Below are 23,416 nucleotides of genomic sequence, written 5' to 3'. Positions count from 1 at the left end.
GCCAGGCGCCGCTGTGCGCGGCTCCCGTCGAAGGAGCGCCTCGGCGCGCGTCGCTGCGGTAGCCCGCCTCGGCTCCGGTTTCGTGCGCCTGCGGGGGTGTCTCTCGGCGCGTCCGGCACGATCCCGGGCCTGCGGCGGGCGTCCTCGCTCCTTGCGCCTGCGGCGCACTGCCAGGCGCCGCTGTGCGCGGCTCCCGTCGAAGGAGCGCCTCGGCGCGCGTCGCTGCGGTAGCCCGCCTCGTCGTTCAGCGCTTCCTCGTCCAGAAGTCCTCGCTCGACAGCGCGCGGCGGACGGTCTCGGCGTCGAGGAGCTGGACCCTGAGGCCGACCTCCGCCCGCACCTGCGCATTGACCCGGTCCGTCCCGAGGCGAGCGGAGGGACCGACCTGGACCGTGAAGCCGTCGCGGCGCGCGCTGCCGGAGAGCGCGCCGTACCGGACCTCCGGCGGCTCGAGGCGGTCCTTCGTCGCGGTGAGCACGGGCGTCTTCGCCGCGCAGCTCGGTCGGCCGGCCGCGTCGAGCCCGCAGCGGAGCGCGGCGCTCCGCGCGCCGAGGCTCGCGCTCACCTCGCGCTCCGCGAGCGACGCCTGCGCGCCCAGGTGGGCCGGGCCCACGGTGAGCTCGAGCCCGACGGACACGTCCGCGGTCGCCTGGAGCGGCGCGGGGCGGCGCTCCAGGCGCGCGCGGTGACGCTCGACCTCTCCGAGCGCCTCTCCGAGGGCGTGCACGAACCCCTGGTGGATGGCGGCGAGATCCTCGTTCTCGGCGGTGACGGCGCCGGGCTCCCAGGGCTGGAGCTCGCGGATGGGGTTCACCGCGCGCGGATGGGCGGCGAGGTCCTCCAGCGTCCGGCAGGCCTTCGCGGACTCCACCCACCCGGCGAGGAACCGCTCGAAGTCCTCGAGGTCGAGGCGGCGGAGCGCCACGTTGGCCCGGTGCGCGGTGGCGCGCGAATCGGGGCTGCGCCCCAGGAGCGAATAGGACGGGCGGAAGCCGTTCCAGAGGAGGTCGCGCGCCCCGTGGGGCTCGCGCGGGGGGAGGACGACGTGCGGCGCGCTGCTCGACTCGATCCGGGACATGCGGTGGCCCTCGCGATCCGATGAACGGAACGCGGGGATCGCGAGGCTCGTGCCGCGCGAAAGCGCCGGAGATCACTCGCCCCGGCCGCGACGGAGCGTCTCCGGCGCCGCCGGAGGGGACGCCGGGCGGACCGCGCTCGGCCCGCTACTCGATCACGGCGACGGCGTCGATCTCGACGCGCGCGCCGCGGGGGAGCGCCGCGACCTGCACCGTCGCGCGCGCCGGCGGCTCGCCCGGAAAGCACCGGCCGTACACCGCGTTCACGCGGGCGAAGTCGGCGAGGTCGGCGAGGAAGATGGTCGTGCGCACGACGTGCTCGAACCCGGCGCCGCCCGCGGCGAGCACGGCGCGCAGGTTCTCCATCACGCGCGCCGTCTGCGCGTCGATGTCCCCAGGCACGAGCTCGCCGGTGGCGGGGTCGAGCGGGATCTGGCCGGAGAGGAAGAGCATGCGCGCGCCGCGCGCCTCGACGGCCTGGCTGTAGGGGCCGATCGCCTTGGGCGCGGCCGGGGTGGAGAGGATCCGCTTCATGCCGCCTACCGTAGCGGCCTCGGCGCGGCGGTTCAACGGTCCCCGCGGCGAGCGACGCCCTCCGTGGCGCGGCGCGGCTCAGACGCGCTCGACGGACTGGACGCCCTCGATCCGCTCGAGGGTCCGGATGACCGAGTTGAGCTGCTTCAGGTCGCCGACCGTGACCTCGAAGTCGTTCACGGCGCGCTCGCCCGGCGTCGTGCGGCAGCTCGCCTGCGAGATGTTCAGGCCGGCCTCGCTGAAGGTCTGCGAGATCCGCGCGAGGATGCCGGGGCGGTCGCTCGTGATCACCCGGATCGAGATCTGTCGCTTGAAGTCGCCCTTCACGTCCCAGGTGACGTCGACGCGCCGCTCCGGATCGATCCCGAGGACCTTGTCGCAGGCCACCGTATGGACCGTCACGCCGCGGCCGCGCGTGATGAAGCCGACGATGCCGTCGCCGGGGACCGGGTTGCAGCACCGCCCGAAGCGGACCAGCACGTCGTCGATGCCGTTGATGCGGATGCCGTCGGCCGGGCGCCGCGCGACCTTGCGGAAGATCTCGGTGAGCCGCGAGGTCGGGGCCGGCTCCGCGGGCGTGGCCTCGGCGAGCTTCTCGGCGGGGAGGAGCTGCTGGAGCACCTGCGCCGGGGCGACCTTGCCGTAGCCGATGGCCGCGAGGAGGTCGTCGGGGGCGCGGTAGCCGAGGGCCTGCGCCGCCTTCTCGAGATCTCCGCCCTTCTGGGCCTTGGAGAGGCTGAGGCCGAAGCGGCGGAACTCGCGCTCCGCGACGTCGCGCCCGATCTCGAGCGAGCGGCGGTGCTCGGCCTGGCGGATGAACTGACGGATGCGGGCCTGCGCGCGGCTCGTCTTGACGAAGCTGAGCCAGTCCTTCGACGGGTGCGCGTTCGGCGAGGTGAGGATCTCGACCGTGTCGCCGTTCTTCAGCTTGTAGCGCAGGGGAACGAGCTTGCCGTTCACCTTCGCGCCGACGGTGTGCTCGCCGACCTCGGAGTGGATCGTGTAGGCGAAGTCGACGGGCGTCGCCCCGCGCGGGAGGCTCTTCACCGCCCCCTTGGGGGTGAAGACGAAGACCTCGTCCGAGAACAGGTCGACCTTCACCGTCTCGAGGAACTCGCGCGGATCCGCGAGCTCGCGCTGCCACTCGACGAGCTGCCGCAGCCAGCCGAAGCTCTCCGCGTCCTTCTTCGAGAGCTCCGCGCCCTTCCCGTCCCGGCCCTTCTCCTTGTAGGCCCAGTGGGCGGCGACGCCCTCCTCGGCGATGCGGTGCATCTCCTTCGTCCGGATCTGCACCTCGATGCGCTCGCCGCGGGGGCCGACCACGGTGGTGTGGAGCGACTGGTAGAGGTTCGGCTTCGGGATCGCGATGTAGTCCTTGAAGCGGCCGGGCACCGGCTTCCACAGGGAGTGGATGATGCCCAGCGACTCGTAGCACTCCGCCACCGTGTCGACGATCACCCGGAACCCGACGACGTCCAGGATGTGATCGAAGTCGACGTCGAGCTGACGCATCTTGCGCCAGATCGAGTAGACGTGCTTCACGCGCCCCGAGACCTGCGCCGCCGTGATGCCCGCGTCGGTGAGGCGACCGCGGATGACCTCGACGACCTCCTCGACGAACCGCTGCTTCTCCTTCGCCTCCGCCTCGACGCGCGACGACAGCTCCGCGTAGTCCTGGGGACGCAGGTACTTGAAGGAGAGATCCTCGAGCTCGCTCTTCAGCCACTGGATCCCGAGCCGGTTCGCGAGGGGCGCGTAGATGTCGAGGGTCTCGCGCGCGATCCGCTCCTGCGACTCGGGCTTCATGTGATCGAGCGTCCGCATGTTGTGCGTGCGATCGGCGAGCTTGACGAGCAGGACGCGGATGTCCTTCGCCATCGCGACGACCATCTTGCGGAAGTTCTCCGCCTGCTTCTCCTCCTGGGTGTTCGCGGCGCTGAACTGCGAGAGCTTCGTCACCCCGTCGACGAGGTCCGCGATCTCGGGCCCGAACAGCTCCGCGATCTCCTCCTTGGTGGCGAGCGTGTCCTCGATGGTGTCGTGGAGGAGCCCGGTGACGACCGACGACTCGTCGAGCTTCAGCTCCGCGAGCAGGCCCGCCACCTCGAGGGGGTGGATGAGGTAGGGCTCACCCGACTTGCGGATCTGTCCCTGGTGGACCTTGGCGGAGTAGACGTACGCCTTCTTGATCAGGTCCAGGTCGGGGTCCGGGTGGTACCCTCCTACCCGGTCCAGGATGTCGTTGAGGCGCAGCACGCCAATCGTTCGAGCGTATCGGGTCGAGCCCAGGCGCGGCAAGCCCGGGATTCGCCCATCGCTCCGTCTTCTCTCCGTAACGCGGCGCAGCAGGCGGCGCCAGGGCCGCCGCGACGCCGGGATCCCGGCCCAGCCGCCAGGGGGCCCCCGGCGTGTTGAGCGCGCCGCCGGGCGCGGCTAACGTGCGCGGCACGCCGCTCGCCCGAGGCGAGGCGGCGGTCACGCGCCCGCCGGCCTGGGGCGCCGGGAGGATCGAGATGGCGGTCGTCTTCGTCAGCATCACGCCGCTCGGCACCGGGACGACGAGCGTGTCCCGCTACGTCGCGGGCGTGGAGCGCATCCTCCGCGGCACCGCGCTCACGCACCAGCTCACCGCCATGGGGACGATCATCGAGGGCGACCTCGACGAGATCCTGGCGGTCGTGCGCCGGATGCACGAGCACCCGTTCACGGAAGGTGCCGTCCGCGTTTCGACCCTGGTGAAGATCGACGACCGCAGGGACAAGCCGCACACCATCGCGGGGAAGATGCGGTCGGTCGAGGACAAGCTCCGCTAAACGACAGTTCGCGATTCGCGATCACCTGCGGTGTCGCGAATCCCGCTGTCGTTTAGCCATGTTCTAACGGGGGCTGCGCCCCCGCCCCGCCGAGCAGAGCTCGTCGGGGCCCCACCCCTGCTCGCCGGGTCCCGTGCGCCACCGCGGGCGGCTTCGCCGCTATCGCGGTGTCGCCCCGGCGGGCTCGCTTCGCTCGTTGTCTGTTTCCGAATCATGCTCGGTCGTTTAGCGGGAGGAGTCCGCGCTTGGCCCTGGCGCGGTCGCCGCTCGGTCGTCCGGTTTCGCATCGGCGCGCGAGCGCGCCGACTCGATGGCGGCCGCGTTCTCCGCCTCGACGCGCGCCTGCTCCGCCTGATACTCGCGGACGGAGCGGTGGTTGAGGAGGACGATCGCGCCGCCGCCCAGGACCGCGACGGCCATGACGGCGGCGAACAGCCAGAACGCGCGGAGGGAACGGCGCGGCGGCCGGGCCGGAGCGGTCATGAAGCGGATCCTAGCGCGGCGGACGCCGGCCGGCCGAGTGGCGGGGAGCGCGCCGGCTCGCGACGGACTCCCGAAACGCGAGCGGCCGGGCGCTCGGCCCGGCCGCGGGATGCCGCGCGAGAAAAGCCGGGTGGCTACCCGAACGACTTCTCCTTCTGCTCCTGCTCTTCCTTGCAGCGGATGCAGAGGGTGGTGACCGGCCGCGCCTCGAGCCGCTTCGCCGAGATCTCCTCCTCGCACCGCTCGCAGATGCCGAACGTGCCGTTCTCGATGCGGGCGAGCGCCTTGTCGATCTTGGCGAGGAGGAACTTCTCGCGGTCTCGCAGCCGGAAGATCATCGACTGGGTGTACTCGCTCGAGGCGAGGTCGATCTCGTCGGGCAGATCGTCGGTGTCGAAGCTCGCCTCTTCCGTGAGCGTCTTCTTCGCGGAGAGAAGAAGCTGCCGCTTCGACTCCTCGAGAATCGTCTTGAACTTCTTCAGGTCCTTCTTGTTCAAGCGACCTCCTCGCTGACGCGCCCCCCCGGGGGCCCGGCCGAAAAGAGCGGAGAAACTAGTCTGCGCCCCCGGGGCTGTCAAGCCGCGCCCCCGGAGCGCGGCGGGCCGCCGCGCGGCGCGCTCCGGCGGCGCCGGCTCGGTCCCGAGCGCGTGCGCGAGGCCCGGAAACGCGCGCGGAAGCTTTACTCGGGTGCGCCACCGGAACATGCTCTCGACGCCATGTCCGACGGGAAGTTCGACCGCGAGTTCCTGCGCGGCGCGCTCGCGCTGACCGCGCGATCCGAGGTGGATCGCCTGCTCTTCGTGTCGGACCACCCCATCTCGCCGAACGAGATCCGCGGCCGCCCGATCAAGCGCAAGCTCGTCTACGCCGTGACGAGCGAGGGCATCGCCGACCAGCTGAAGGCCCGCAAGTACAGCGCGGTGCTGATACCGCCCTACGACTACACGCGCATCGAGAAGATCAAGGTGGCGGTGGTCGCGGCGCAGGCCGCCGGCGTCGTACACGACGGCGACACCATCCTCGCGCTCGCCGGCCCAGGCGAGGACCGGGTCGTCGACACGCTCGTGAAGGTGGAGATCGGCTCGGAGGATCCGGAGGAGAAGATCCGCGTCGACACGCTCGGGCTTCCGCCCGGGTTCTCGTCGCAGGTGGTGGAGAGCCTCATCCACACCGCGATGGAGATCGGCGCGGAGGGCTACGAGGGGCACGCGGTCGGCACGATCATCGTCATCGGCGAATCGACCGCGGTGATGGAGAAGAGCCGCCAGCTCATCCTGAACCCGTTCCAGGGAATCAGCGAGGCGGAGCGGAACGCGCTCGACCCGCCCATCCGCGAGGCGATCAAGACGTTCTCCGCGCTCGACGGCGCGTTCATCATCCGGGAGGACGGCGTCGTGCTGGCGGCGGGCCGCTACCTCCTCACCATGTCGCGCGACGTGAAGCTGCCGATGGGCCTCGGCGCGCGCCACAGCGCCGCGGCCTCGATCACCGCGGAGTCGAAGTGCATCGCGGTCACGGTCTCGCAGACGAGCGGCACGGTCCGCGTCTTCCGCGAGGGCGAGATCGTCCTCGAGCTCCGCCAGAAGCTCCGCCGCGTTTGATCCAAGACTCCGTGCACGCTCCCGACCGCCGCCCCGCCCTCGCCGCGCTCCTCGTCGCGGCCGCGACGCTGTTCCACGTCTTCTACGCCGGCCTGTTCGCCCTCTCTCCGCAGGAGGCGTACTACTGGGAGTGGGCGCGGCGGCTCGACCTCTCGTACTTCGATCACCCTCCCCTCGCGGCCTGGACGATCGCGCTCACGACCGGCGTCCTCGGCGACTCGGAGCGGGCGATCCGGCTCGCCGCGGCGCTCCACTCCGCGGTCTTCTGCGCGTTCTTCTGGCTCTCGGTCCGGCGGCTCTTCGGCGCGAGGGTGGCCCTCGTCGCGCTCGTCGCGGGGCTCGTCGTCCCGCTCTTCGCGCTCGGGCAGGTGATCATCACGCCCGACGGGCCGCTCCTCTCCGGCTGGGCGATGGCGCTCTACTTCACGCTGCGCGCGCTCGACGAGGAGCGCCCGCAGTGGCTGGTCGCCGCCGGCGCCGCGACCGGGTGGGCGCTCCTCGGCAAGTACACCGGCGCGCTGCTCCTGCCGCAGATCCTGCTCGCGCTCGCCCTCGACCCCCGCGGCCGGCGCATGCTCCGGACGCCCTGGCCGTGGGCGGGGGCCGCGCTCGCCGGTGCGCTGTTCGCGCCGGTGCTCGCGTGGAACCTCCGGCACGGGCTGGCGAGCTTCGCGTTCCAGACGCAGGGGCGCGTCGCGCACTCCTCGCTCCGCCCGGTCCTCGTCGCGCGCTACCTGGGCCTGCAGGCGGCGCTCGTGACGCCGGTCCTGCTCCTGCTCGCCGTGGAGGCGGTCGTCCAGGCGATCCGCCGGCGCTCCGAGCCGGCCTTCCGGATCTGCGCGATCTTCTCGGCGCCGCTCCTCGGCCTCGCGACGCTCGTCTCCCCTTTCCACTGGGTGAAGGGAAACTGGCTCGCGCCCATCTACCCGACCGCCTTCGCCGCCGCCGCCGCGCTCGCGCTCTCCCAGGGCGGCTGGCGGCGGCGCGCCGGCGTGGCGGGGATCGCGCTGGCGCTCGCCGGCAGCGTCTACACGCACCTCGTCCCGCTCGTCCCCGCCGTGCCGTTCCCGGCCCGCGACGAGGGCTCCGCCGGCTGGCGCGCCCTCGCCGCGCGCGTCGACGCCGAGCGCGCCCGCCTCGGGCCCGACGCCTTCGTGGCGGGCTGCAACTACAAGGTGTCCGCGGAGCTCGCGTACTACCTGCCGGGCCACCTGCGGACGTGGTCCGGGGAGATCGCGGGGGACCACGGCCTGCAGTACCGCTACTGGTTCGATCCCGCGGCGCTCGCCGGACGCGAGGGCCTCCTCGTGCTCGACCCGCGCGAGAAGCACACCTGCGAGCGTCGCGCCGAGGCTTGCCAGCCGCTCGAGCCGCTGCCGCCGCTCGAGGTGAAGCGCGGCGACGCCACGGTCACGACGTTCGAGCTCTGGCGCTGCCGGTACGCCGGGCCTCCGTCCGCGCTGCCGGGCGTGGCCGGGCTGCCCGCGCCGCACTGAGACATCCCTCCGCGAGCACGCACGCGTCGCAGCGGCGCGCCTCGCGGCGGACGGGGCAGGCCCCGCTCATGCCGAGGTGACAGAGGGCGAAGTCGTAGCGAACCGGGTCGTCCGGGTCGATGCGCCGCAGCGAGGCGGTGATCTCCTCGGCGGTCCGCCAGCTCGCGTCGGGCCGCGCGGTCAGGCCGAGGACCCGCGCGACGCGGTGCACGTGCGTGTCGAGCGGCACGACGAGCGCGGCGGGCGGCACCTCCCTCCACAGCCCGAGATCGACGCCGTCGGGGCCGCGCACCATCCAGCGCAGGTAGAGGTTCCACCGCTTGGAGGCGCCGGGACCGGCGGCGTCCGGGAGGAGGTGCAGGAGACCGCGCGTCCCGCGGCCGGCGAGGAGCGGCGCGACCTGCGGGGCGTCGCGGAGCTCCCGCGCGAAGCGCGCGAGCGCGCTGCGGAGCGCGCCGTCCCCTCCGCACGCGCGGAGGAGCTCCGCGAAGCGCGCGCCGAGCGAGCCGTGGCGCGCGCGCACGTCGCCCGCCGCCGCCGCGAGGGCGGCGAGATCGGGGGGACGGTTGAAGCGGTAGATCGCGCCCGCGAAGAACGACGGCTCCGGCGAGCGCGCGAACTCGCGGACGAACGCGGCGGGCGAGGGGCCCATCGCCGCCAGCACCCGCTCCACGACCGGCTTGAACACGTCGGCGCGTCCATAGGCGAGGCTCGCTGCGAAGAGCGCGGCGACCTCTGCGTCCCCCGGATCCGCATAGCGCCGCGGCAGCTCCACCGGGTCGGCGGCGAGGCGCGCCCTCCGATCGAGCGCGGCGTCGAGGGCGTCGAGGAGCGGCCGGAGCGCCGCGGCGCGGGCAGGAGACAGGGTGTACGGACGTCGCGGCATCGGAGCGGGACTTAGCGCCGGCCGGCCGCGCTCGCCTCCTCGTCCCTGTCAGACCCCGCTGCTATTCCGTTCAGCGTCGGACGTCGAAACGGAGGTGACGGGATGCATCAGCGGATGAGGACCTGGCTCGACGGGCGGGAGTGCGCGCGGAATCGTCGCGTCGGCGAGCTGCGGATCGAGGTCCGGGCGGCGCGGGATCGCACGCTCGAGCCCGGTGCGCGCCGGCGCGCCGAGCGCCGGGTCCAGCTCATGGCCGCGCTCCTGGACCGCGGAGGCGGAACGCTCGACGCGTGACTCAGGCGGCGGAGGAGGCGGCCGGAAGCGCCGGATCCACCGCGATGCGCAGCGCGGCGACGAGCTGGGCGATGCGGAAGGGCTTCGGGAGGAACGTGAGGGCCCCGGCGGCGAGGAGCTCACGCTCGCTGCCCGGGCGACCCGATAGACCGATGACGGTCATCGCACGGACTCTCGCGTCCGGCGAGGCGTGCAGGCGGAGGATGAGCTCCGCGCCGGTCATCTCGGGCATCCACTGATCCACGATCGCGACGTCGGGCTGCACCGCGAGCGCGAGCCGGAGCGCGGCCGATCCGGAGTCGGCCTGGAGCGGCTCGAAGCCGAGCGCCCTCAGCGTCTGGACGAGGATCTTCCGAACGGGCTCCGCGTCGTCGACCACCAGGATCCGCACCGGTGTCTGCATGCCCGTGATCCTAACAGCGGGTGGTTGCATGTGCGAGAAATCGGCACATCACCCGATATCGGACCACTTCGTGGCCTGCCGTCACGGCGCGCGGGGTCCGCGACGACACTCCCGGCGCGCCGCGGCTACGCCCGCCCGGCGTCCTTGCGGATCTCGCGCAGCACGTGGCCGACCTCGGGCCCGATGAGCTTCTCCCACGCGAGCCGCACCGCCGCGCGGGAACCGGGCACCGAGAACACCGCCCGCCCCCCCCACACGCCGGCCACGGCCCGGGACAGCATCGCGGCCGAGCCGATCTCGGCGTACGAGAGCATCCGGAAGAGCTCGCCGAACCCGTCGAGGCGCTTCTCGAGCAGCCCGGCAACGGCCTCGTAGGTCCGGTCGCGCGCGGCGATGCCGGTCCCGCCGTTCACGACGACGGCGTCCGCGCCGGCGCGCGCGGCCTCCTCCAGCGCGGCGCGGATCTGCGCCGGCTCGTCCTTGACGATCCGGTAGCCCGCGAGCGCGTGCCCGGCGGCCGCGACCGCCGTCTTCAGGAACGCGCCGCTCTCGTCCTCCGCCTCGCCGCGCGTGTCGGACGCGGTCACGACGAAGATCCGCAGCGTGCGGGGCGCCTCGAGCCTGTGCTCCTCGTGTCCCATGATCATCCCTCCGAGCGCCCGCACCGCCAGGAGCGGCGCTCGAGCAGCTCCCTACGGAGCGCGAACGTCGGCGCGCGCCGCCTCCATCCGGCGCTCGACCGCCGGCGCGTCCGGCGCGTCGGGCGCGCGGCGCAGGTACTCGGCCCAGGCCGCCACTGCGGCGGCCCCCTCCCCCGCGCGTGCGCGTGCGTCGCCGAGCGCGCGGTGCGCGAGCGCGATCCCCGGGTCGACGGCGATCGCACGCTCGGCGTACTCGACGGCGTCGCGCGGGTCCCCCTCCTCCGCGAGCCAGGCGGCGGCCGCCGCGAGCGCCGGCGCGTCGTCGTAGTCGATGGCGCGCACGGCCTCGAATCCGCGCGGGCGGAGCGCGGCCGCGATGCGCGCGCCCGCGAGCCCCTCCGACGGGAGCACGCGCTCCTCGGGCTCGTAGCCCTCCGCCTCGATCCGCAGCACGTGCCCATCGGACGCGTCACCCGGGATGACGGCGCCGCCGCCCGGGCCGAGCGAGCGGCCATCCAGCTCCACCCGCGCGGACCGCGGCAGGACCTCGACGAGCACCTCCGGCGGGCGCAGGGCGGCGCCTCGGCCGCGTGGACCGCTGCAGCCTCCGGCCGTCACGGCGAGCGCGGCGAGCACGGCGGGGAGGACGCGGAGCGGCGGCATGGCGGGGCCGCTCCTATATAACGCGCCCCATGCTCGACAAGTTCGCCATCGCGCGGTTGCTGCGCGAGCTCGGGACGCTCCTCGAGCTGGAGGGCGAGAACCCGTTCAAGGTCCGCGCCTACGAGAACGGCGCCCGCGCCGTGGAGGCGCTCGCGGACCTGTCCGCACGGGTCGAGGCCGGAAGCCTCACGGAGGTCTCCGGCATCGGCGAGGCGCTCGCGAAGAAGATCGCCGAGCTGCACCGTACGGGCCGGCTCGAGCTGCTCGAGCGGCTCCGGGCGAAGCACCCGCCCGGCATCCTGGAGCTCCTCCGGGTGCCCGACCTGGGCCCGAAGAAGATCGCCGCGCTGCACGCGGCGCTGGGGATCGGCACGATCGCCGAGCTCGAGGCGGCCTGCCGCGACGGCCGCGTCCGGGCGGTGAAGGGCTTCGGCGAGAAGACCGAGGAGAAGATCCTCGAGGGGCTCGGGCGCATGCGCGCGCGCGCGGCCGAGCGGCGGGTCCTGCTGGCCGACGCGCTCGCCACGGGCGAGGCGCTCCTCGCGCACCTGCGCGAAGATCCCGCCGCGCTCGCGGTCGCGCTCGCGGGCTCCGCGCGGCGCGGCAAGGAGACGGTCGGCGACCTCGACGTCGTGGCGGCCTCCCGCGACCCGGGCGCGCTCTCCGCGCAGCTCGTCGCCTACCCCCTCGTCGCGCGGACGATCGCGCGCGGCGAGACGAAGACGACCGTCGAGCTCGCGTCGGGGCTGCAGGTGGATCTCCGCGTCGTCCCGCCGGAGGATTTTCCCACCTCGCTGCATCACCTCACCGGCTCGAAGGCGCACCAGGTGAAGCTGCGCGGCATCGCGCGGGATAGCGGGTTCACGCTGAGCGAGTGGGGGCTCCACCGCCTCCCGCCCGACCCGGTGGGCGCGCAGGACGCGCCGCCCGATCCGGCCGCGAAGGTGCCGATCGCGAGCGAGGCGGAGCTGTACGCGGCGCTCGGGCTGCAGCCCGTACCGCCCGAGCTGCGCGAGGACACGGGCGAGCTCGAGGCGGCGCGGGCGGGCGAGCTGCCTCTGGACCTCGTCCGGATCGAGGACGTGCGCGGCATGGTCCACTGTCACACGACCTGGTCGGACGGCCGCGCCTCGGTCGAGGAGATGGCGCGCGCCGCGGAGGCGCTCGGGATGGAGTACCTCACCGTCACCGACCACTCGCCGACCGCCTCGTACGCGGGCGGGCTCGACGAGGACCGGATCCGGCGGCAGTGGGACGAGATCGCGCGCGTGCAGGAGAAGGTGAAGGTGCGGCTCCTGCGGGGAACCGAGTCCGACATCCTGGAGGACGGCGCGCTCGACTTCCCGGATCGGATCCTCGAGCGGCTGGACGTCGTCGTCGCGAGCGTCCACTCGCGCATGAAGATGGACGAGGACGCCATGACGCGGCGGCTCGTGCGCTGCATGTCGCTCCCGGTCTTCAAGATCTGGGGCCACGCGCTCGGGCGGCTCCTGCTCGATCGCCCGTCGTTCGCGTGCCGCGTCGAGGAGGTGCTCGATGCCCTCGCCGCCTCGCGTGGCGCCGTGGAGGTGAACGGCGATCCGCGCCGGCTCGAGCTCGAGCCGCGCTGGCTGCGCGCCGCCACTGCCCGCGGGATCCCGGTGGTCCTCTCGGTGGACGCGCACTCGGTCCAGAACCTCCGCTATCTCGAGAACGCGGTGACCGTCGCGCGGCGCGGGTGGGTGCGGCGGGGCCAGGTCCTCAACACGCGCCCGGCCGAGGCGTTCCGCAAGGCCGTGCGGCCGGTGCCGTAGGGCGCGGCGCACTTCGGGCTCCCGGTCGAGTGCCGGTCCAGGTCGCGGCGGACGCCGTCGAGATCGAGATCAGGGTCGGGGTCGAGGTCGCTCGGGGCCGCATCGCCGCGGGCGAGGTCACCGTGGCGCGCCGCCGGGACGGGACCTCACGTCCTCGGCGGGCCACGATGGACGGGGACAAGGTACGGGGGGCGGTGCCGTCCGCCAGACGCCGCCGGCAACGCGGGGCTGCGGGCGGGAGCTGCGCATGGGCGAGGTGGCCGTGGCCAACCGCGTTGCATTGCGGTCCGTGGGTCGGGGCGGTGCCTACCGCGTCCAGTGGCCCGCCTGCGGGCGCGAGGTCCCGCCACGTGGGGCGGCGCGCTGTGGGCGGGGCTGTGGAGGGCTCGGCGTCGGTCGTTGCGGTCGAGCTCGGGTCGGGGTCGGGGTCGGGCTCGGGGTCGACGTCGACGTCGAGGTCGAGGTCGAGGTCGGGGTCGGGGTCGAGGTCGGGGTCGAGGTCGGGGTCGGGGTCGGGGTCGGGGTCGGGGTCGGGGTCGGGGTCGGGGTCGGGGTCGAGGTCGAGGTCGAGGTCGACGTGGTCCAGCGCTCGCCCGCGTCGGCGCCCCCGCCTCGAGCTCCGCCTGGCCGGCTCGGATCCGGCGGCCGCTCGGGGGCCAGCTTGTGCCGGGACCAGCCCACGTCTAGTCTCGTCCGGCCGTGGCCAACGTCCTCAAGTCGAAGCGCGTCCAGGTGCTCGGGGCGCTGATGGTCGCCTCGGGCATGCCGCTCGGGTTCGTCTTCAACACCTTCCAGATCTTCCTCCGGAGCGCCGGCGTCGACCTGAAGACGATCGGGATCCTCTCCGCGGTGTCGCTCCCGTGGAGCCTCAAGTTCCTGTGGGCGCCGCTCGTGGACCGCTACGCGCTGCCGCGGCCGGATCGGCGCCGGAGCTGGATCGTGGTGGCGCAGATCGCGCTCGCCCTCGGGTTCTTCGCCTTCGCGGCCTATGCGGGCTTCGCGATCGAGCGCGATCCGACCACCGGCCGCATGGCGCTCGCGGCGAGCGCCGCCGCCGTGCTCGGCGCGATCGTGCTCTTCATCACCATCGCGTCCGCGACCCAGGACATCGCGCTCGACGCCTACTCCGTCGAGGTGCTCGAGCCGGAGGAGCAGGGACCGGCGAGCGGCCTGCGCGTCATGTGGTACCGGATCGGCATGCTGGTCGCGGGCGCGCTCGCGATCTTCTCGGCGCAGTGGCTCCCCTGGCCGGTGGTGTTCGCCCTCCTCGGCGGGCTCTTCCTCGCGTCGATCGCGCTGACGCTGTGGGCCGATCCCCCCGTCCGGCCGGCCGCCGCGCCGCGCTCGCTCAGGGCGGCGATCGTCGAGCCGTTCCGGACGTACTTCGGCCGCCCGCAGGCGCTCACGGTGGCGGCGTTCCTCGTGCTCTACAAGTTCGGCGACAACGCCGCCGGCACGATGGTGAACCCGTTCCTGAAGGACATGTGCTTCTCGAACGCCGAGATCGGGCTCGCCGTGAAGATCATCGGCACGGCCGCGACCATCGCCGGCACCGGCGTCGGCGCCGCGCTCATGTCGCGCCTCGGCCTCGGCCGGGCGCTCTGGGTGTTCGGCTTCGCGCAGGCCGGGGCCATCGGCTTCTACGCGCTCGCCGCGGCCGCTCGCGCGGCGCCGCTCGACGTGGCGCTCTGCGCCACCCTCGAGCCCATCTCGGCGATGGCGCGCGGCTGGACCTACGTCGGGATCGCCGCGGAGTACGCGTCGCAGGGCATGGGGACGGCCGCCCTGCTCGCGCTCATCCTGCGCGTCTGCGACAAGCGGTACAGCGCCACGCAGTACGCGCTCCTCTCCAGCCTCTTCGGCTTCGGCCGCACGCTCTCCGGCATCCCGAGCGGCTTCCTCGCCGAGCGGCTCGGCTACGCGCTCTTCTTCACCTGCTGCATGGCGCTCGCGATCCCCGGGCTCCTCGTGCTGCAGCGCCTCGCGCCCCTCCACCAGCGCGACGTGCTGTCCTCCGCGCCCGCGGGCGGTACGCCCGCCTGACCCGGAGGCGGCAGCGAGCGCTCCGCACACCTCACCGCCTCGCCGCACACGCCCTGCCGATCGCTCCCTTCCCGAGCGGCGGCACCACCGCTAACATGCGCGCCCGCGCCGATCCTGGCGCGCAGCTTCCTTTGGAGGAAGACTCATGAAGAACGTGCTCCGCACCGCGGCCGCGCTCGCGCTGCTGCTCCTCGCCCCGGCCGCGCTCGCGCAGAGCCGCACCGCCGCCCGCAGCTCCGGCGGGCTCACCCACGCCAACGTGCTCGTCGGCTTCGAGGATGGCGACGGCAACACCGGCCTCGCGCTCCGCGGCGACGTCGAGATGCTGCCGACGCGCATCGCCCCGAACGCGAACGTCTCGCTCGTCCTGTCGCTCGGGTACACCCGCTTCGCGGACTCCTATTACGGCTGGGAGTGGAACATCAACCTGTTCAAGCTCGTCCCCGCCGCGCGGTTCTCGTTCGACGTGGCGCCGCGCTTCGGCCTCTACGGCGACGCCGGCCTCGGCATGTACTTCGGCAACGCGACGGTGAAGGAGCGCGACCCCTACTACGGGACCTGGACGCGGGCCTCGAACTCCGACGTCGGCCTGATGATGCGGCTCGCCGCCGGCGCGAAGTTCGACCTGACGCCGACCTTCGCCCTCGGCGCCGAGCTCGGCGTGAACCCGTACTTCGGCGACTACGACAACACGACGTTCAGCGGGATGCTGCTGGCGTCGTTCCGGATGTAGCACTCGCCTCACCGACCGGGACGAGCACGTCCACGGTCCCCTGCCGCCCCACGATCCGGACCGGCCAGAGGTGGAACGCGCGGAGCCATCGCTCCGCGTGCTCCTCCTCGCCGGCGGGGCGGCAGATGCGCAGCGACTCCGGGGGACGCCCCTTCCACCGCGGCACGGTCGGGTTCGAGCGGTGCGTGATGCCGTACACGCTCCGAGAGATCCCCCGCTCGCGCGCGACCAGGGCGGCGTGCCACACCGTCGGCCACACCGACCAGTAGTCTCCCGCCACGAGCTCGCAGCCCGCCGTGAGGACGTCTTCCGTCCGCGCGCCGGTCGCGGCGTCGAGATCCGCGCGCACGTGCGCGAGCGACGGGGCGCCGTAGACCGCGAGCGCCGCGGCCGGCACGAACGCCAGCGCGGCCCTCCCGGCCGCTGGCGCGAGCCTCTGGAGCCGCGCGAGCGGCTCGGCCAGGAGCGACACCGCGGCGAGGTGGACGAGCAGCGCCGAGGGGGCGAGGTAGCGCCAGTGGAAGGCGTTCGCCTCGACCCACTCGAGCGCGCCCGCGAAGAGCGCGTAGCCGAGCGCCGCCGCGAGGAGCGCGCCGGCGCGGACGAGGGCCCCCGCGAGCTGCGGCCGGAGCGGGCGCGTGAGGAGGAGCGCCACGCCCGCGGCGGCGATCGCGACGAGCGCGAGCCCCCAGCGTCGCTCGTCGTGCCACGCGAGCCCGAAGAACGACGTCCACGCCCCCGGCCAGCGCTCGACGGGGAGCGTGCCCATCGCGAGCCGCAGTCGATGCCCGGTGAGGAGCGGGTACAGCCGCAGGAACACCTGGCCCGCCGCGAGCCCGGCGCCGAGCAGCCCCACCTCGCGCACGAGCCGCTCGCGCACCCCCGCCCGCGGCGCCCCCTCGAGCAGCTCCGCGCCGGCGCGAGCGACGGCGAGCCCCAGCAGCACGATCCCCGCCACCGCGTTCACCCAGTGCGCGGCGACGACGAGGAGGAGCGCTGCGGCCGGGCGAAGCCAGGGGAGGCGCGTCCACGACGCCGCCGGTGACGCGCCCTCGCTCCCGGGCGGGGCCCGCTCCGCCACCGCGAGCCCCCCGAGCGCGAGCGCCGTCGAGAGCCCGTAGGGCTGGGACGCGAGGTACTCGAAGAGCCACGGCGCCGGCGCGAGCAGGAGCAGCGCGCCGGCCGCGAGGAGGCCGGCGAGCGGCCAGTCGCGCCCCGCGAGCGCGTGTCGCGCGAGCAGCAGGAGCGCGGCGAGGCCCGCGAACGCGGTCAGCGCGCGCTGCAGGAGGAGGTTCGCGAGCGGGTCGCGGACGGGCAGCGCGAGGAGCGGGACGAGCATCCCGAACCGCTCCTGGTCCCAGAAGAACGGGGTCCAGCGCTGGAGCGACACGAGCACGGGGATGAGGGAGTCCCCCTGCTCGAGCCGGTGGAAGCTCCCGAGGTCGAGGAGCGCGGCCGCGCTCGCGAGCGCCGCGACGAGGATGGCGCTCCGCCGCCCCGCCCAGCTGGCTCCCTCCACGCGCCGCTCCTCCCGCCGGTCCGCCCCGGCCCTCCGCTCGCACGCCACCCGGGCGCCGCGCGCCATCCTCCCCCAGAACGGCTGCGGGCGCGACGCCATGCGCCGCGCCCGCAGGGAGAGCCGCGTCGTCGAAGGCGCTACTTCGGGCGCTCCGCGCGGTCCTTGGCCTCCTGCGCGAGCGCGCGGACGGAGAAGCCGGGCGTCTGCGCGTACTCGTCGGTGGCGACGGTCGGGAAGGGCTTCGCGCGCGCGCGCATCTCCTCGAGCTTGTCCGCCGGGATCGACGGGGAGCCGCGGCGGAGCCACGGGTCGTACTGGTACGAGACGGACGGCCCGCGGAGGAGCCGCTTCTCGTCCCAGATCTGCGCGCCGCGCTCGTAGGACGGCGGCGTGTGCTCGCCCGAGTCCATGCGGATGGCGTCCTTCGGGCACGCCTCCACGCAGAAGCCGCAGACGACGCAGCGCAGCTCGTCGATGACGAACTTCACCGGGTACTTCTCGATTGGATCGTCGGGGTACTCGCCCGCCTCGATGTAGATGCACTGCGCCGGGCACGCGGTCGCGCACATGTAGCACGCGACGCAGCGGGGCTTGCCGTCCTCGCGCGGAACGAGCCGATGCAGGCCGCGGTAGCCCGGCGGGTACGGCGCACGCTCCTCGGGGTACTGGAGCGTCGCGTTGTCCGACACCCCAAACTCGCCGCGCCGGCGCTCGAGGATGTCCGGGTTCTTGTCGCGCGCGAAGAACAGGTTCCGGAGGAAGTGCTTCGTGAGCACGCCGATGCCCCGGATGATCTCCGGGAAGTACATCCGCTCGCGCAGGTCGGCAGGCCGGTTCTCGATCGGATAGGGCATGGGTCAGTGTCCGGCGACGACGTGGGCGGCGCCGTGCTCCCCCGGGGCGGGAGCGCGGCCGACCGCGGCGGTGATGGCGACGACGGCGACGATCGTCGCGACGCCGATCCAGGCGAGCAGCTGCATCGAGGGGTCGATGAGCAGCGCGCCGGCGGTGACGAAGACGTTCGCGATCGCCGCGGGGAGCAGGATCTTCCAGCAGAGCTTCTGGATCTGATCGAAGCGGAAGCGCGGCAGGAGCCAGCGAATGGTGAGCTGGAGCCACATCAGCACGATCATCTTCGCGAGGAACGCGCCGCCGCAGATGGCGCCGAACCAGAGGGGCGTCACGGTCTGCCGGAGCCACTCGGTCGAGACGACGAGCGGGTGCCAGCCGCCGAGGAACACCGCGGTGATGATCGCGGCGAGGACGACGATCTCCACGAACTCCGCGAGGAACATGAGGCCGAACTTCATGCCCGAGTACTCGACGAAGTAGCCGACGATCTCGCTCTCGCCCTCGGGCAGGTCGAACGGCGCGCGCTTCGTCTCGGCGAAGGCGCTCGCGAAGAAGATGAGGAACCCGACCGGCTGGAGGAGGATGCCGAGCGCCGGGACGGGGCCGATGACCGCCGCCCCCTGCGCGACCACCATCTCCTCGAGCCGCAGCGTGCGGAACGCGAGCATCGTCCCGACGAGCGACAGGCCGAGCGAGACCTCGTAGCTGATCATCTGCGAGGAGGCGCGGACGCCGCCGAGCAGCGCGAGCTTGTTGTTCGAGGCCCAGCCCGCGAGCGCGGTGCCGTACACCGCGAGCGACGAGATCGCGAAGATGTAGAGCAGGCCGGCATCGGGGCTGGCGACCTGCAGCGCGACGCCAGCGCTGCCGAGCGCCCCGGCGGCCGAGGCGATGATGCTGCCGAGCGGGACCGGCGGGCCGAGCGGGATGATCGCGAAGAGCGCGAACACCGGGGCGAACGCGAGCGCGGGCGCCATCTCGTACAGGATCCGCGTCCGGCCGCGCGGCGGGGCGCTCTCCTTCGTCAGCATCTTGAGCGCGTCGGCGGCGAGGAACGGGATGCCGCCGAGGGCGGACCCGAGCACCTTGATGCGGTTCGCGCCGATGCGGTTCTGCATCATCGCGGACCACTTCCGCTCCGCGACCGTGAGCAGCGAGCCCGAGATCATCATGACCACGAGCATGAGCGTGACGACGTTGGCGATCGCGGCGCCGAACGAGGGCGGCGCGCCGAGGTACTCGGCGAAGACGTACGCGAGCCCGCCTGCGGCCAGGTAGAACACGGCCGACAGCCCGATGAGGCCGGCCACCACCGCGCCGATGAGCACCACCATCCCGATGAGACGGTTCACTTGGCCCTCCTCCTAGGTCGTGCGGGCGAGGGCCCGGCGGGCGTCCTCGGACGTCTCGGGGGGAACGCGGTCGCGGTAGCCGGGGAGCCGGCCGTCCACGGTGCCGGCCGCGAGCGGGACGATCCCCGGGCGGCGGCGGGTGGACGGCAGCGAGTCCCAGCGGAAGTCGCCGAGCGCCGCCCCGAGCCGGGGCCCGAGCTCGACGAACACGTCGCGCGCGGTGGCGAACCGGTACGAGAGCCCCAGCGCGCGGCCGAGCTCGGACGCGAGCAGCCAGTGCGGACGCGAGTCACCGCGCGCGAAGTAGGCGAGCTCGAACCGCTGCGCGCGCCCCTCGAAGTTGACGAACGTGCCGTCGCTCTCGGAGTGCGGCGCGGCCGGCAGGAGCACCGTCGCCTGACGCGCCACCGGCCCGTCGTCGTAGGACTGCGCGACGAGCACCTCGGCGCCCTCGAGGGCAGCCGCCGCGGCGGGATCCGGGACCTCCGTCCCCACGGCCCAGACCGCGCGGACCTTCCCGGCGGCGACCGCCGCGGTGAGGTCGCCGAACGGCCGGAGCGCGAGGCCGAGCGCCTGGGCGACGAGCTCGAGCCCCTTGCGGTTCGGGTTCTCGTCGGCGCGCTTCAGGAAGTCGTCCTGCCAGCCGTCGCGGCGGCCGCCGACGAAGACCTCCGCGACCCCGAGCGCCTCCTTCGCGACCGTCGCCGCGGCGAGCAGGTCCTCGAGCGAGGCGAGCGGCGAGAGCAGCACCGCGAGGCTGCCGGCGCGGGCGTGCGGCGCGAGCGCCGCGGCGGCCCGCTCCACGGCGACGTCGCGGGCGAGCACCTTGGCCTGGGCGCCGCGACCCTCGCGCGCGACGAGCACGCGGTCCGTGTTCAGGTACTTGTACGAGACCCGGCCCTCGTCACACATCCACTCCTGGTTGACGGCGTCGTTCTCCCGCGGACGGTAGCGGTAGGTCGTGTCGTTCAGGTAGTCGAGGAAGGTGTTGCAGCCGCGCGCGCAGCCGGTGCACACGGATCGCGCCGCGCTCATGAACCAGACGCGGCCGCGGAAGCGGAAGTCCGCCGAGGTGAGCGCGCCGACCGGGCAGATGTCGACGACGTTCCCGGAGTACTTCGAGTCGAGCGGCTGGCCGGGGAACGTGGTGATGAAGCTCTCGTTCCCGCGCTCGGCGACGCCGAGCTGCGGCTCCTTCGCGACCTCGCGCATGAAGCGGACGCAGCGCGTGCAGAGGATGCAGCGCTCCTGGTCGAGGACGACCATGGGCCCGAGCACGACGCGCTTGCCCTTCGTGACCTTCGGCACGTCGAGGCGCGACGGCTGCCGGTCGTACTTCATGTAGTAGTCCTGCAGCTTGCACTCACCGGCCTGGTCGCAGATCGCGCAGTCCACCGGGTGGTTCAAGAGCAGGAACTCGAGCGTGGCGCGCTGCTGGTCCTTCACGCGCGGCGTCTCGGTCTTGACGGCGACGCCCTCGGAGATGGGCACCTGACACGCCGGCATGAGCTTGCCGCCGGGCGCGTTCGACATCTCCACGAGGCACATCCGGCAGTTGGCCGCGATGGAGAGGCGCTTGTGGTAGCAGTAGTACGGGATCTCGATCCCGAGCGCCTTCGCGGCCTCGATGACCGTCGTGCCGGGCTTCGCGACCACCTCGCGCCCGTCGATGGTCGCCGTGACCATGCCGGGGTTCTTCGGCGGCGGCGGCGCGGGCGGGCCGGGCGGCGGCTTCGGCGGCGCGGCGGCGGGGGCCTCGGGCTTCTTCTCTTCGGCCATTGCTCGTACGCTCCTGTGGATTCCGGCGCGGCTTACTGCTCGACCTCGCCGCCGATCATGTTGATGCTGTCGAACGTCGGGATGAGGTCGGAGAGCAGCGAGTCCTTCGTCATGAACGGCAGCGCGGCCAGCATCGGCCAGCCCGGCGCGCGGAGGCCGAGCTTGTACGGGCGCCCGCCGCCGTCGGACACGACGTAGAAGCCGAGCTCGCCGTTGGCGGCCTCGGTGTAGCTGTACGCCTCGCCGGCGGGGACCTGGATCCCCTCCATGATGATCTTGAAGTGGGCCATGAGGCCCTCGATCGTCCCGTAGACGAGCGGCTTCGGCGGGAGGACGTAGCGGAAGTCCTGGACCGCGATCTCGCCCGGCTCCATCTGCTCGAAGCACTGGCGGATGATGCGATCCGCCTGCCGCATCTCCTCCACGCGCATCAGGTACCGGTCGAAGTTGTCACCATTCGTCCCGACCGGGATGTCGAAGTCGACGCGATCGTAGACGAGGTACGGCGCCGCCTTGCGGAGGTCGTACGGCTCGCCCGACGCGCGCAGGCACGGACCGGTGAAGCCGAGCTCGATCGCGTCCTCGCGCGGCACGACGCCGGTCCCGCGGGTGCGGTCGATGAAGATGCGGTTGCGGGCGAGCAGGCCGTCGATCTCGTCGACGTACCCCGTCACGCGATCGAGCGTCTTCGCGGTCTTCGCGACCCAGCCCTCGGGCGCGTCCCGCGCGACGCCGCCGACGCGCGCGTAGTTCGAGGTGAGGCGCGCGCCGCACAGCTCGGAGAGCCGATCCCAGATGATGTCGCGCGCCTCGACCGCGTAGAGGAACACCGTCATCGCGCCGAGCTCCATGCCCATGGCGCCGACCAGCGTGAGGTGGTCGCAGATGCGGTGGAGCTCGGAGGTGATGACGCGCAGGTACTTCGCCCGCTCCGGCACGTCGAGCTTGCACAGCTTCTCGACGGCGAGCGCGAAGCCCACGTTGTTCATGATCGAGCTGACGTAGTTGAGCCGGTCCGTGTACGGGAAGCACTGCGTCCACGTCACGTTCTCGCAGCTCTTCTCGAACCCGCGGTGGAGGAAGCCGATGTCGAGCTTCATCTCGCGGATGATCTCGCCCTCGAGCTCCACCACCGCGCGCGTCACGCCGTGCATGGCGGGATGCGACGGCCCGAGGTTCACGGTCATCCGCCTCGACGGCATGAACGCGTCGAGCTCGCTCTCCCCGGGCGGGAGGCGGAGCTCGTCGCTCGGCGCCGCCGTCAGGACCTCGCCCAGCCCCTTCTTCTCGGTCACGGTCTTCCTCCGTTCACCGTCCGTCCTCGTGCCGCGCGAGCGCGGGCTCGCCGAGGACGGCGCGCGCTAGTCGCGCGTGGCGGGCCCCGGCCCGCGGTAGATGTCCTTGACCTCGCGCTCCTGCACGAGCGGCTGGCGCCCCTTGAGCGGATAGTCCTTGCGGAGCGGGTGCCCGACGAACTCGTCGTACATGAGCAGCCGCCGCATGTCCGGGTGATCGCTGAAGCGGATCCCGTACATGTCGAAGCAGTAGCGCTCGAACCAGTCCGCGCCGCGCCAGACGGACGTCACGCTGGGCACGATCGCGTCCTGCTCCGGAACCTTCACCCGCAGGCGAATGCGCCGGTTCGTCTTCAGCGAGAGGAGGTTGTAGACGACCTCGAACCTGGGCTCCTGGCCGAGGTAGTCCACCGCGGTGATGTACGGCGCCATGTCGAAGAGCATGCCCGGATCGCTCTTCAGGAAGCGGCACACCTCGGCGATGCGCTCCTTCTTCACGAAGGCGCAGTCGTCGCCGCCCACGCCCACGTAGGCGTCGTACACGGCATCTGGGAAGCGCTCGACGAGCGCGTCGATCACGACCTTCGACATGGTTCCTCGCTAGCGCGAGATCGGCTCCTGGCCGACCACGGGCAGAGGCTTGCGGTCGATGAGCTTGTGCTCCTGACCCTGGATCTTCCGCTGCAACAGCATGATGCCGTCGAGCACCTGCTCCGGGCGCGGCGGGCAGCCCGGGACGTAGACGTCCACCGGGATGATCCGGTCGATGCCCTGAACCGTCGCGTAGTTGTCGTAGAAGCCGCCCGAGGACGCGCAGACACCGAACGCCATCACCCACTTCGGCTCGGTGATCTGCTCGTACACGCGCCTGAGGATCGGCGCCTGCTTGCAGTTCACCGTGCCGACGACGATGAGGAGGTCCGCCTGGCGCGGCGAGAAGCGAGGCAGCGCGGCGCCGAAGCGGTCGAGGTCGTAACGCGCCGACGCGACGGTCATGTACTCCATGCCGCAGCAGGCGGTGACGAACGGATACTGAAAGAGCGAGTACTTCCTCGCCCACCCGAGGCCCTTGGAGACGAGCCCCTGCAGGAAGCCCTGCGCCTCGTCGCGACGGGTGGTGATGACGGGGACGGTGTCGAGCTCGGATGCCATTGCGCCTC

Annotated in this window: 23 protein-coding genes; 7 read left to right on the top strand and 16 right to left on the bottom strand. The window is 72.9% G+C overall.

From position 1 onward, the window contains the following. Nucleotides 1-244 precede the first annotated feature (244 nt). The 3 genes from MNY62_RS19275 to MNY62_RS19265 form a co-directional block, all read right to left on the bottom strand. Nucleotides 245-1,078 (bottom strand): hypothetical protein, encoded by an 834-nt coding sequence (locus MNY62_RS19275; RefSeq protein WP_242345970.1) that lies wholly within the window; start codon nt 1,076-1,078, stop codon nt 245-247. 145 nt (nt 1,079-1,223) lie between these two features. Further along, the gene (locus MNY62_RS19270) at nt 1,224-1,610 is read right to left on the bottom strand and encodes a RidA family protein (RefSeq protein WP_242345968.1); all 387 of its coding nucleotides are present in this window, start codon (nt 1,608-1,610) and stop codon (nt 1,224-1,226) included. A 78-nt stretch (nt 1,611-1,688) separates the two neighbouring features. Next, nucleotides 1,689-3,866, bottom strand: a complete 2,178-nt coding sequence (locus MNY62_RS19265) for a RelA/SpoT family protein (RefSeq protein ID WP_242345966.1) — start codon at nt 3,864-3,866, stop codon at nt 1,689-1,691. Nucleotides 3,867-4,123: 257 nt separating this feature from the next. On the opposite strand from MNY62_RS19265, the gene MNY62_RS19260 reads away from it, so the two are divergent. Further along, on the top strand, nt 4,124-4,423 hold the full coding sequence (locus tag MNY62_RS19260; RefSeq protein ID WP_242345964.1) for an MTH1187 family thiamine-binding protein: 300 nt from the start codon (nt 4,124-4,126) through the stop codon (nt 4,421-4,423). 225 nt (nt 4,424-4,648) lie between these two features. Here MNY62_RS19260 and MNY62_RS19255 read toward each other — a convergent pair whose 3' ends face one another. Next, nucleotides 4,649-4,906 (bottom strand): hypothetical protein, encoded by a 258-nt coding sequence (locus MNY62_RS19255; protein WP_242345962.1) that lies wholly within the window; start codon nt 4,904-4,906, stop codon nt 4,649-4,651. A gap of 134 nt (nt 4,907-5,040) precedes the next feature. Then, entirely contained in the window at nt 5,041-5,403 is a 363-nt protein-coding gene (locus MNY62_RS19250) for a TraR/DksA family transcriptional regulator (protein ID WP_242345960.1), read from the bottom strand. Nucleotides 5,404-5,622: 219 nt separating this feature from the next. Here MNY62_RS19250 and MNY62_RS19245 point away from each other — a divergent pair, with 219 nt between their 5' ends. Both MNY62_RS19245 and MNY62_RS19240 read left to right on the top strand, forming a co-directional pair. Next, the gene (locus tag MNY62_RS19245) at nt 5,623-6,507 is read left to right on the top strand and encodes a DNA integrity scanning protein DisA nucleotide-binding domain protein (RefSeq protein ID WP_242345958.1); all 885 of its coding nucleotides are present in this window, start codon (nt 5,623-5,625) and stop codon (nt 6,505-6,507) included. Between the two features lie 11 nt (nt 6,508-6,518). Continuing rightward, a complete protein-coding gene (locus MNY62_RS19240; protein ID WP_242345956.1) occupies nt 6,519-8,003 on the top strand; it encodes a glycosyltransferase family 39 protein in 1,485 nt (494 codons plus the stop codon). Here MNY62_RS19240 and MNY62_RS19235 read toward each other — a convergent pair. Then, nucleotides 7,918-8,889, bottom strand: coding sequence for a TIGR02757 family protein (locus MNY62_RS19235; RefSeq protein WP_242345954.1), 972 nt, complete (start codon nt 8,887-8,889; stop codon nt 7,918-7,920). The two genes, MNY62_RS19240 and MNY62_RS19235, sit on opposite strands and share 86 nt — an antisense overlap. Nucleotides 8,890-9,003: 114 nt before the next feature. Between MNY62_RS19235 and MNY62_RS19230 the strand changes: the two genes are divergently transcribed. Further along, nucleotides 9,004-9,183 carry a hypothetical protein gene (locus tag MNY62_RS19230; RefSeq protein ID WP_242345952.1) on the top strand — a complete coding sequence of 60 codons (180 nt, stop codon included), beginning with the start codon at nt 9,004-9,006 and terminating at the stop codon, nt 9,181-9,183. Between the two features lies 1 nt (nt 9,184). On the opposite strand, the gene MNY62_RS19225 is transcribed toward MNY62_RS19230, so the two are convergent. The 3 genes from MNY62_RS19225 to MNY62_RS19215 form a co-directional block, all read right to left on the bottom strand. After that, nucleotides 9,185-9,586 (bottom strand): response regulator, encoded by a 402-nt coding sequence (locus MNY62_RS19225; RefSeq protein ID WP_242345950.1) that lies wholly within the window; start codon nt 9,584-9,586, stop codon nt 9,185-9,187. 125 nt (nt 9,587-9,711) lie between these two features. Continuing rightward, nucleotides 9,712-10,227 carry a MogA/MoaB family molybdenum cofactor biosynthesis protein gene (locus tag MNY62_RS19220; protein WP_242345948.1) on the bottom strand — a complete coding sequence of 172 codons (516 nt, stop codon included), beginning with the start codon at nt 10,225-10,227 and terminating at the stop codon, nt 9,712-9,714. Nucleotides 10,228-10,278: 51 nt separating this feature from the next. Next, a complete protein-coding gene (locus MNY62_RS19215; RefSeq protein WP_242345946.1) occupies nt 10,279-10,890 on the bottom strand; it encodes a hypothetical protein in 612 nt (203 codons plus the stop codon). 29 nt (nt 10,891-10,919) lie between these two features. Between MNY62_RS19215 and polX the strand changes: the two genes are divergently transcribed. The 3 genes from polX to MNY62_RS19200 all read left to right on the top strand — a co-directional run bounded on the left by polX (nt 10,920) and on the right by MNY62_RS19200 (nt 15,459). Further along, entirely contained in the window at nt 10,920-12,683 is a 1,764-nt protein-coding gene (polX, locus tag MNY62_RS19210) for a DNA polymerase/3'-5' exonuclease PolX (RefSeq protein ID WP_242345944.1), read from the top strand. A gap of 699 nt (nt 12,684-13,382) precedes the next feature. Then, nucleotides 13,383-14,726, top strand: a complete 1,344-nt coding sequence (locus MNY62_RS19205; protein ID WP_242345942.1) for an MFS transporter — start codon at nt 13,383-13,385, stop codon at nt 14,724-14,726. Between the two features lie 145 nt (nt 14,727-14,871). Beyond that, complete coding sequence (locus MNY62_RS19200) at nt 14,872-15,459, top strand: outer membrane beta-barrel protein (protein ID WP_242345940.1); 588 nt, start codon at nt 14,872-14,874, stop codon at nt 15,457-15,459. Here the strand turns inward: MNY62_RS19200 and MNY62_RS19195 are convergent. From MNY62_RS19195 to MNY62_RS19165, 7 genes are all read right to left on the bottom strand, one after another. Continuing rightward, nucleotides 15,425-16,978, bottom strand: a complete 1,554-nt coding sequence (locus tag MNY62_RS19195; RefSeq protein WP_242345938.1) for a hypothetical protein — start codon at nt 16,976-16,978, stop codon at nt 15,425-15,427. The two genes, MNY62_RS19200 and MNY62_RS19195, sit on opposite strands and share 35 nt — an antisense overlap. A 137-nt stretch (nt 16,979-17,115) precedes the next feature. Beyond that, a complete protein-coding gene (locus MNY62_RS19190) occupies nt 17,116-17,832 on the bottom strand; it encodes a NuoI/complex I 23 kDa subunit family protein (protein WP_242345936.1) in 717 nt (238 codons plus the stop codon). Nucleotides 17,833-17,835: 3 nt separating this feature from the next. Continuing rightward, complete coding sequence (locus MNY62_RS19185; protein ID WP_242345934.1) at nt 17,836-19,182, bottom strand: complex I subunit 1/NuoH family protein; 1,347 nt, start codon at nt 19,180-19,182, stop codon at nt 17,836-17,838. A 12-nt stretch (nt 19,183-19,194) separates the two neighbouring features. Next, on the bottom strand, nt 19,195-20,961 hold the full coding sequence (locus tag MNY62_RS19180) for a 2Fe-2S iron-sulfur cluster-binding protein (RefSeq protein ID WP_242345932.1): 1,767 nt from the start codon (nt 20,959-20,961) through the stop codon (nt 19,195-19,197). 32 nt (nt 20,962-20,993) lie between these two features. Then, nucleotides 20,994-22,238 carry an NADH-quinone oxidoreductase subunit D gene (locus MNY62_RS19175; protein WP_242345972.1) on the bottom strand — a complete coding sequence of 415 codons (1,245 nt, stop codon included), beginning with the start codon at nt 22,236-22,238 and terminating at the stop codon, nt 20,994-20,996. An 84-nt stretch (nt 22,239-22,322) separates the two neighbouring features. Continuing rightward, nucleotides 22,323-22,847, bottom strand: a complete 525-nt coding sequence (locus tag MNY62_RS19170) for an NADH-quinone oxidoreductase subunit C (RefSeq protein ID WP_242345930.1) — start codon at nt 22,845-22,847, stop codon at nt 22,323-22,325. A 9-nt stretch (nt 22,848-22,856) separates the two neighbouring features. After that, a complete protein-coding gene (locus tag MNY62_RS19165) occupies nt 22,857-23,408 on the bottom strand; it encodes an NADH-quinone oxidoreductase subunit B (protein WP_242345929.1) in 552 nt (183 codons plus the stop codon). Nucleotides 23,409-23,416: the final 8 nt, after the last annotated feature.

The organism is Anaeromyxobacter terrae (genome assembly GCF_022690685.1).
Lineage (GTDB): Bacteria > Myxococcota > Myxococcia > Myxococcales > Anaeromyxobacteraceae > Anaeromyxobacter > Anaeromyxobacter terrae.
This window is presented reverse-complemented; position numbering and strand designations above follow the sequence as displayed.

Coding starts and splice junctions, on each gene's coding strand:
- MNY62_RS19275 (WP_242345970.1), bottom strand. CDS start 1,078: ATGTCCCGGATCGAGTCGAGCAGCGCGCCGCACGTCGTCCTCCCCCCG.
- MNY62_RS19270 (WP_242345968.1), bottom strand. CDS start 1,610: ATGAAGCGGATCCTCTCCACCCCGGCCGCGCCCAAGGCGATCGGCCCC.
- MNY62_RS19260 (WP_242345964.1), top strand. CDS start 4,124: ATGGCGGTCGTCTTCGTCAGCATCACGCCGCTCGGCACCGGGACGACG.
- MNY62_RS19255 (WP_242345962.1), bottom strand. CDS start 4,906: ATGACCGCTCCGGCCCGGCCGCCGCGCCGTTCCCTCCGCGCGTTCTGG.
- MNY62_RS19245 (WP_242345958.1), top strand. CDS start 5,623: ATGTCCGACGGGAAGTTCGACCGCGAGTTCCTGCGCGGCGCGCTCGCG.
- MNY62_RS19235 (WP_242345954.1), bottom strand. CDS start 8,889: ATGCCGCGACGTCCGTACACCCTGTCTCCTGCCCGCGCCGCGGCGCTC.
- MNY62_RS19230 (WP_242345952.1), top strand. CDS start 9,004: ATGAGGACCTGGCTCGACGGGCGGGAGTGCGCGCGGAATCGTCGCGTC.
- MNY62_RS19225 (WP_242345950.1), bottom strand. CDS start 9,586: ATGCAGACACCGGTGCGGATCCTGGTGGTCGACGACGCGGAGCCCGTT.
- MNY62_RS19220 (WP_242345948.1), bottom strand. CDS start 10,227: ATGGGACACGAGGAGCACAGGCTCGAGGCGCCCCGCACGCTGCGGATC.
- MNY62_RS19215 (WP_242345946.1), bottom strand. CDS start 10,890: ATGCCGCCGCTCCGCGTCCTCCCCGCCGTGCTCGCCGCGCTCGCCGTG.
- polX (WP_242345944.1), top strand. CDS start 10,920: ATGCTCGACAAGTTCGCCATCGCGCGGTTGCTGCGCGAGCTCGGGACG.
- MNY62_RS19200 (WP_242345940.1), top strand. CDS start 14,872: ATGAAGAACGTGCTCCGCACCGCGGCCGCGCTCGCGCTGCTGCTCCTC.
- MNY62_RS19190 (WP_242345936.1), bottom strand. CDS start 17,832: ATGCCCTATCCGATCGAGAACCGGCCTGCCGACCTGCGCGAGCGGATG.
- MNY62_RS19180 (WP_242345932.1), bottom strand. CDS start 20,961: ATGGCCGAAGAGAAGAAGCCCGAGGCCCCCGCCGCCGCGCCGCCGAAG.
- MNY62_RS19170 (WP_242345930.1), bottom strand. CDS start 22,847: ATGTCGAAGGTCGTGATCGACGCGCTCGTCGAGCGCTTCCCAGATGCC.
- MNY62_RS19165 (WP_242345929.1), bottom strand. CDS start 23,408: ATGGCATCCGAGCTCGACACCGTCCCCGTCATCACCACCCGTCGCGAC.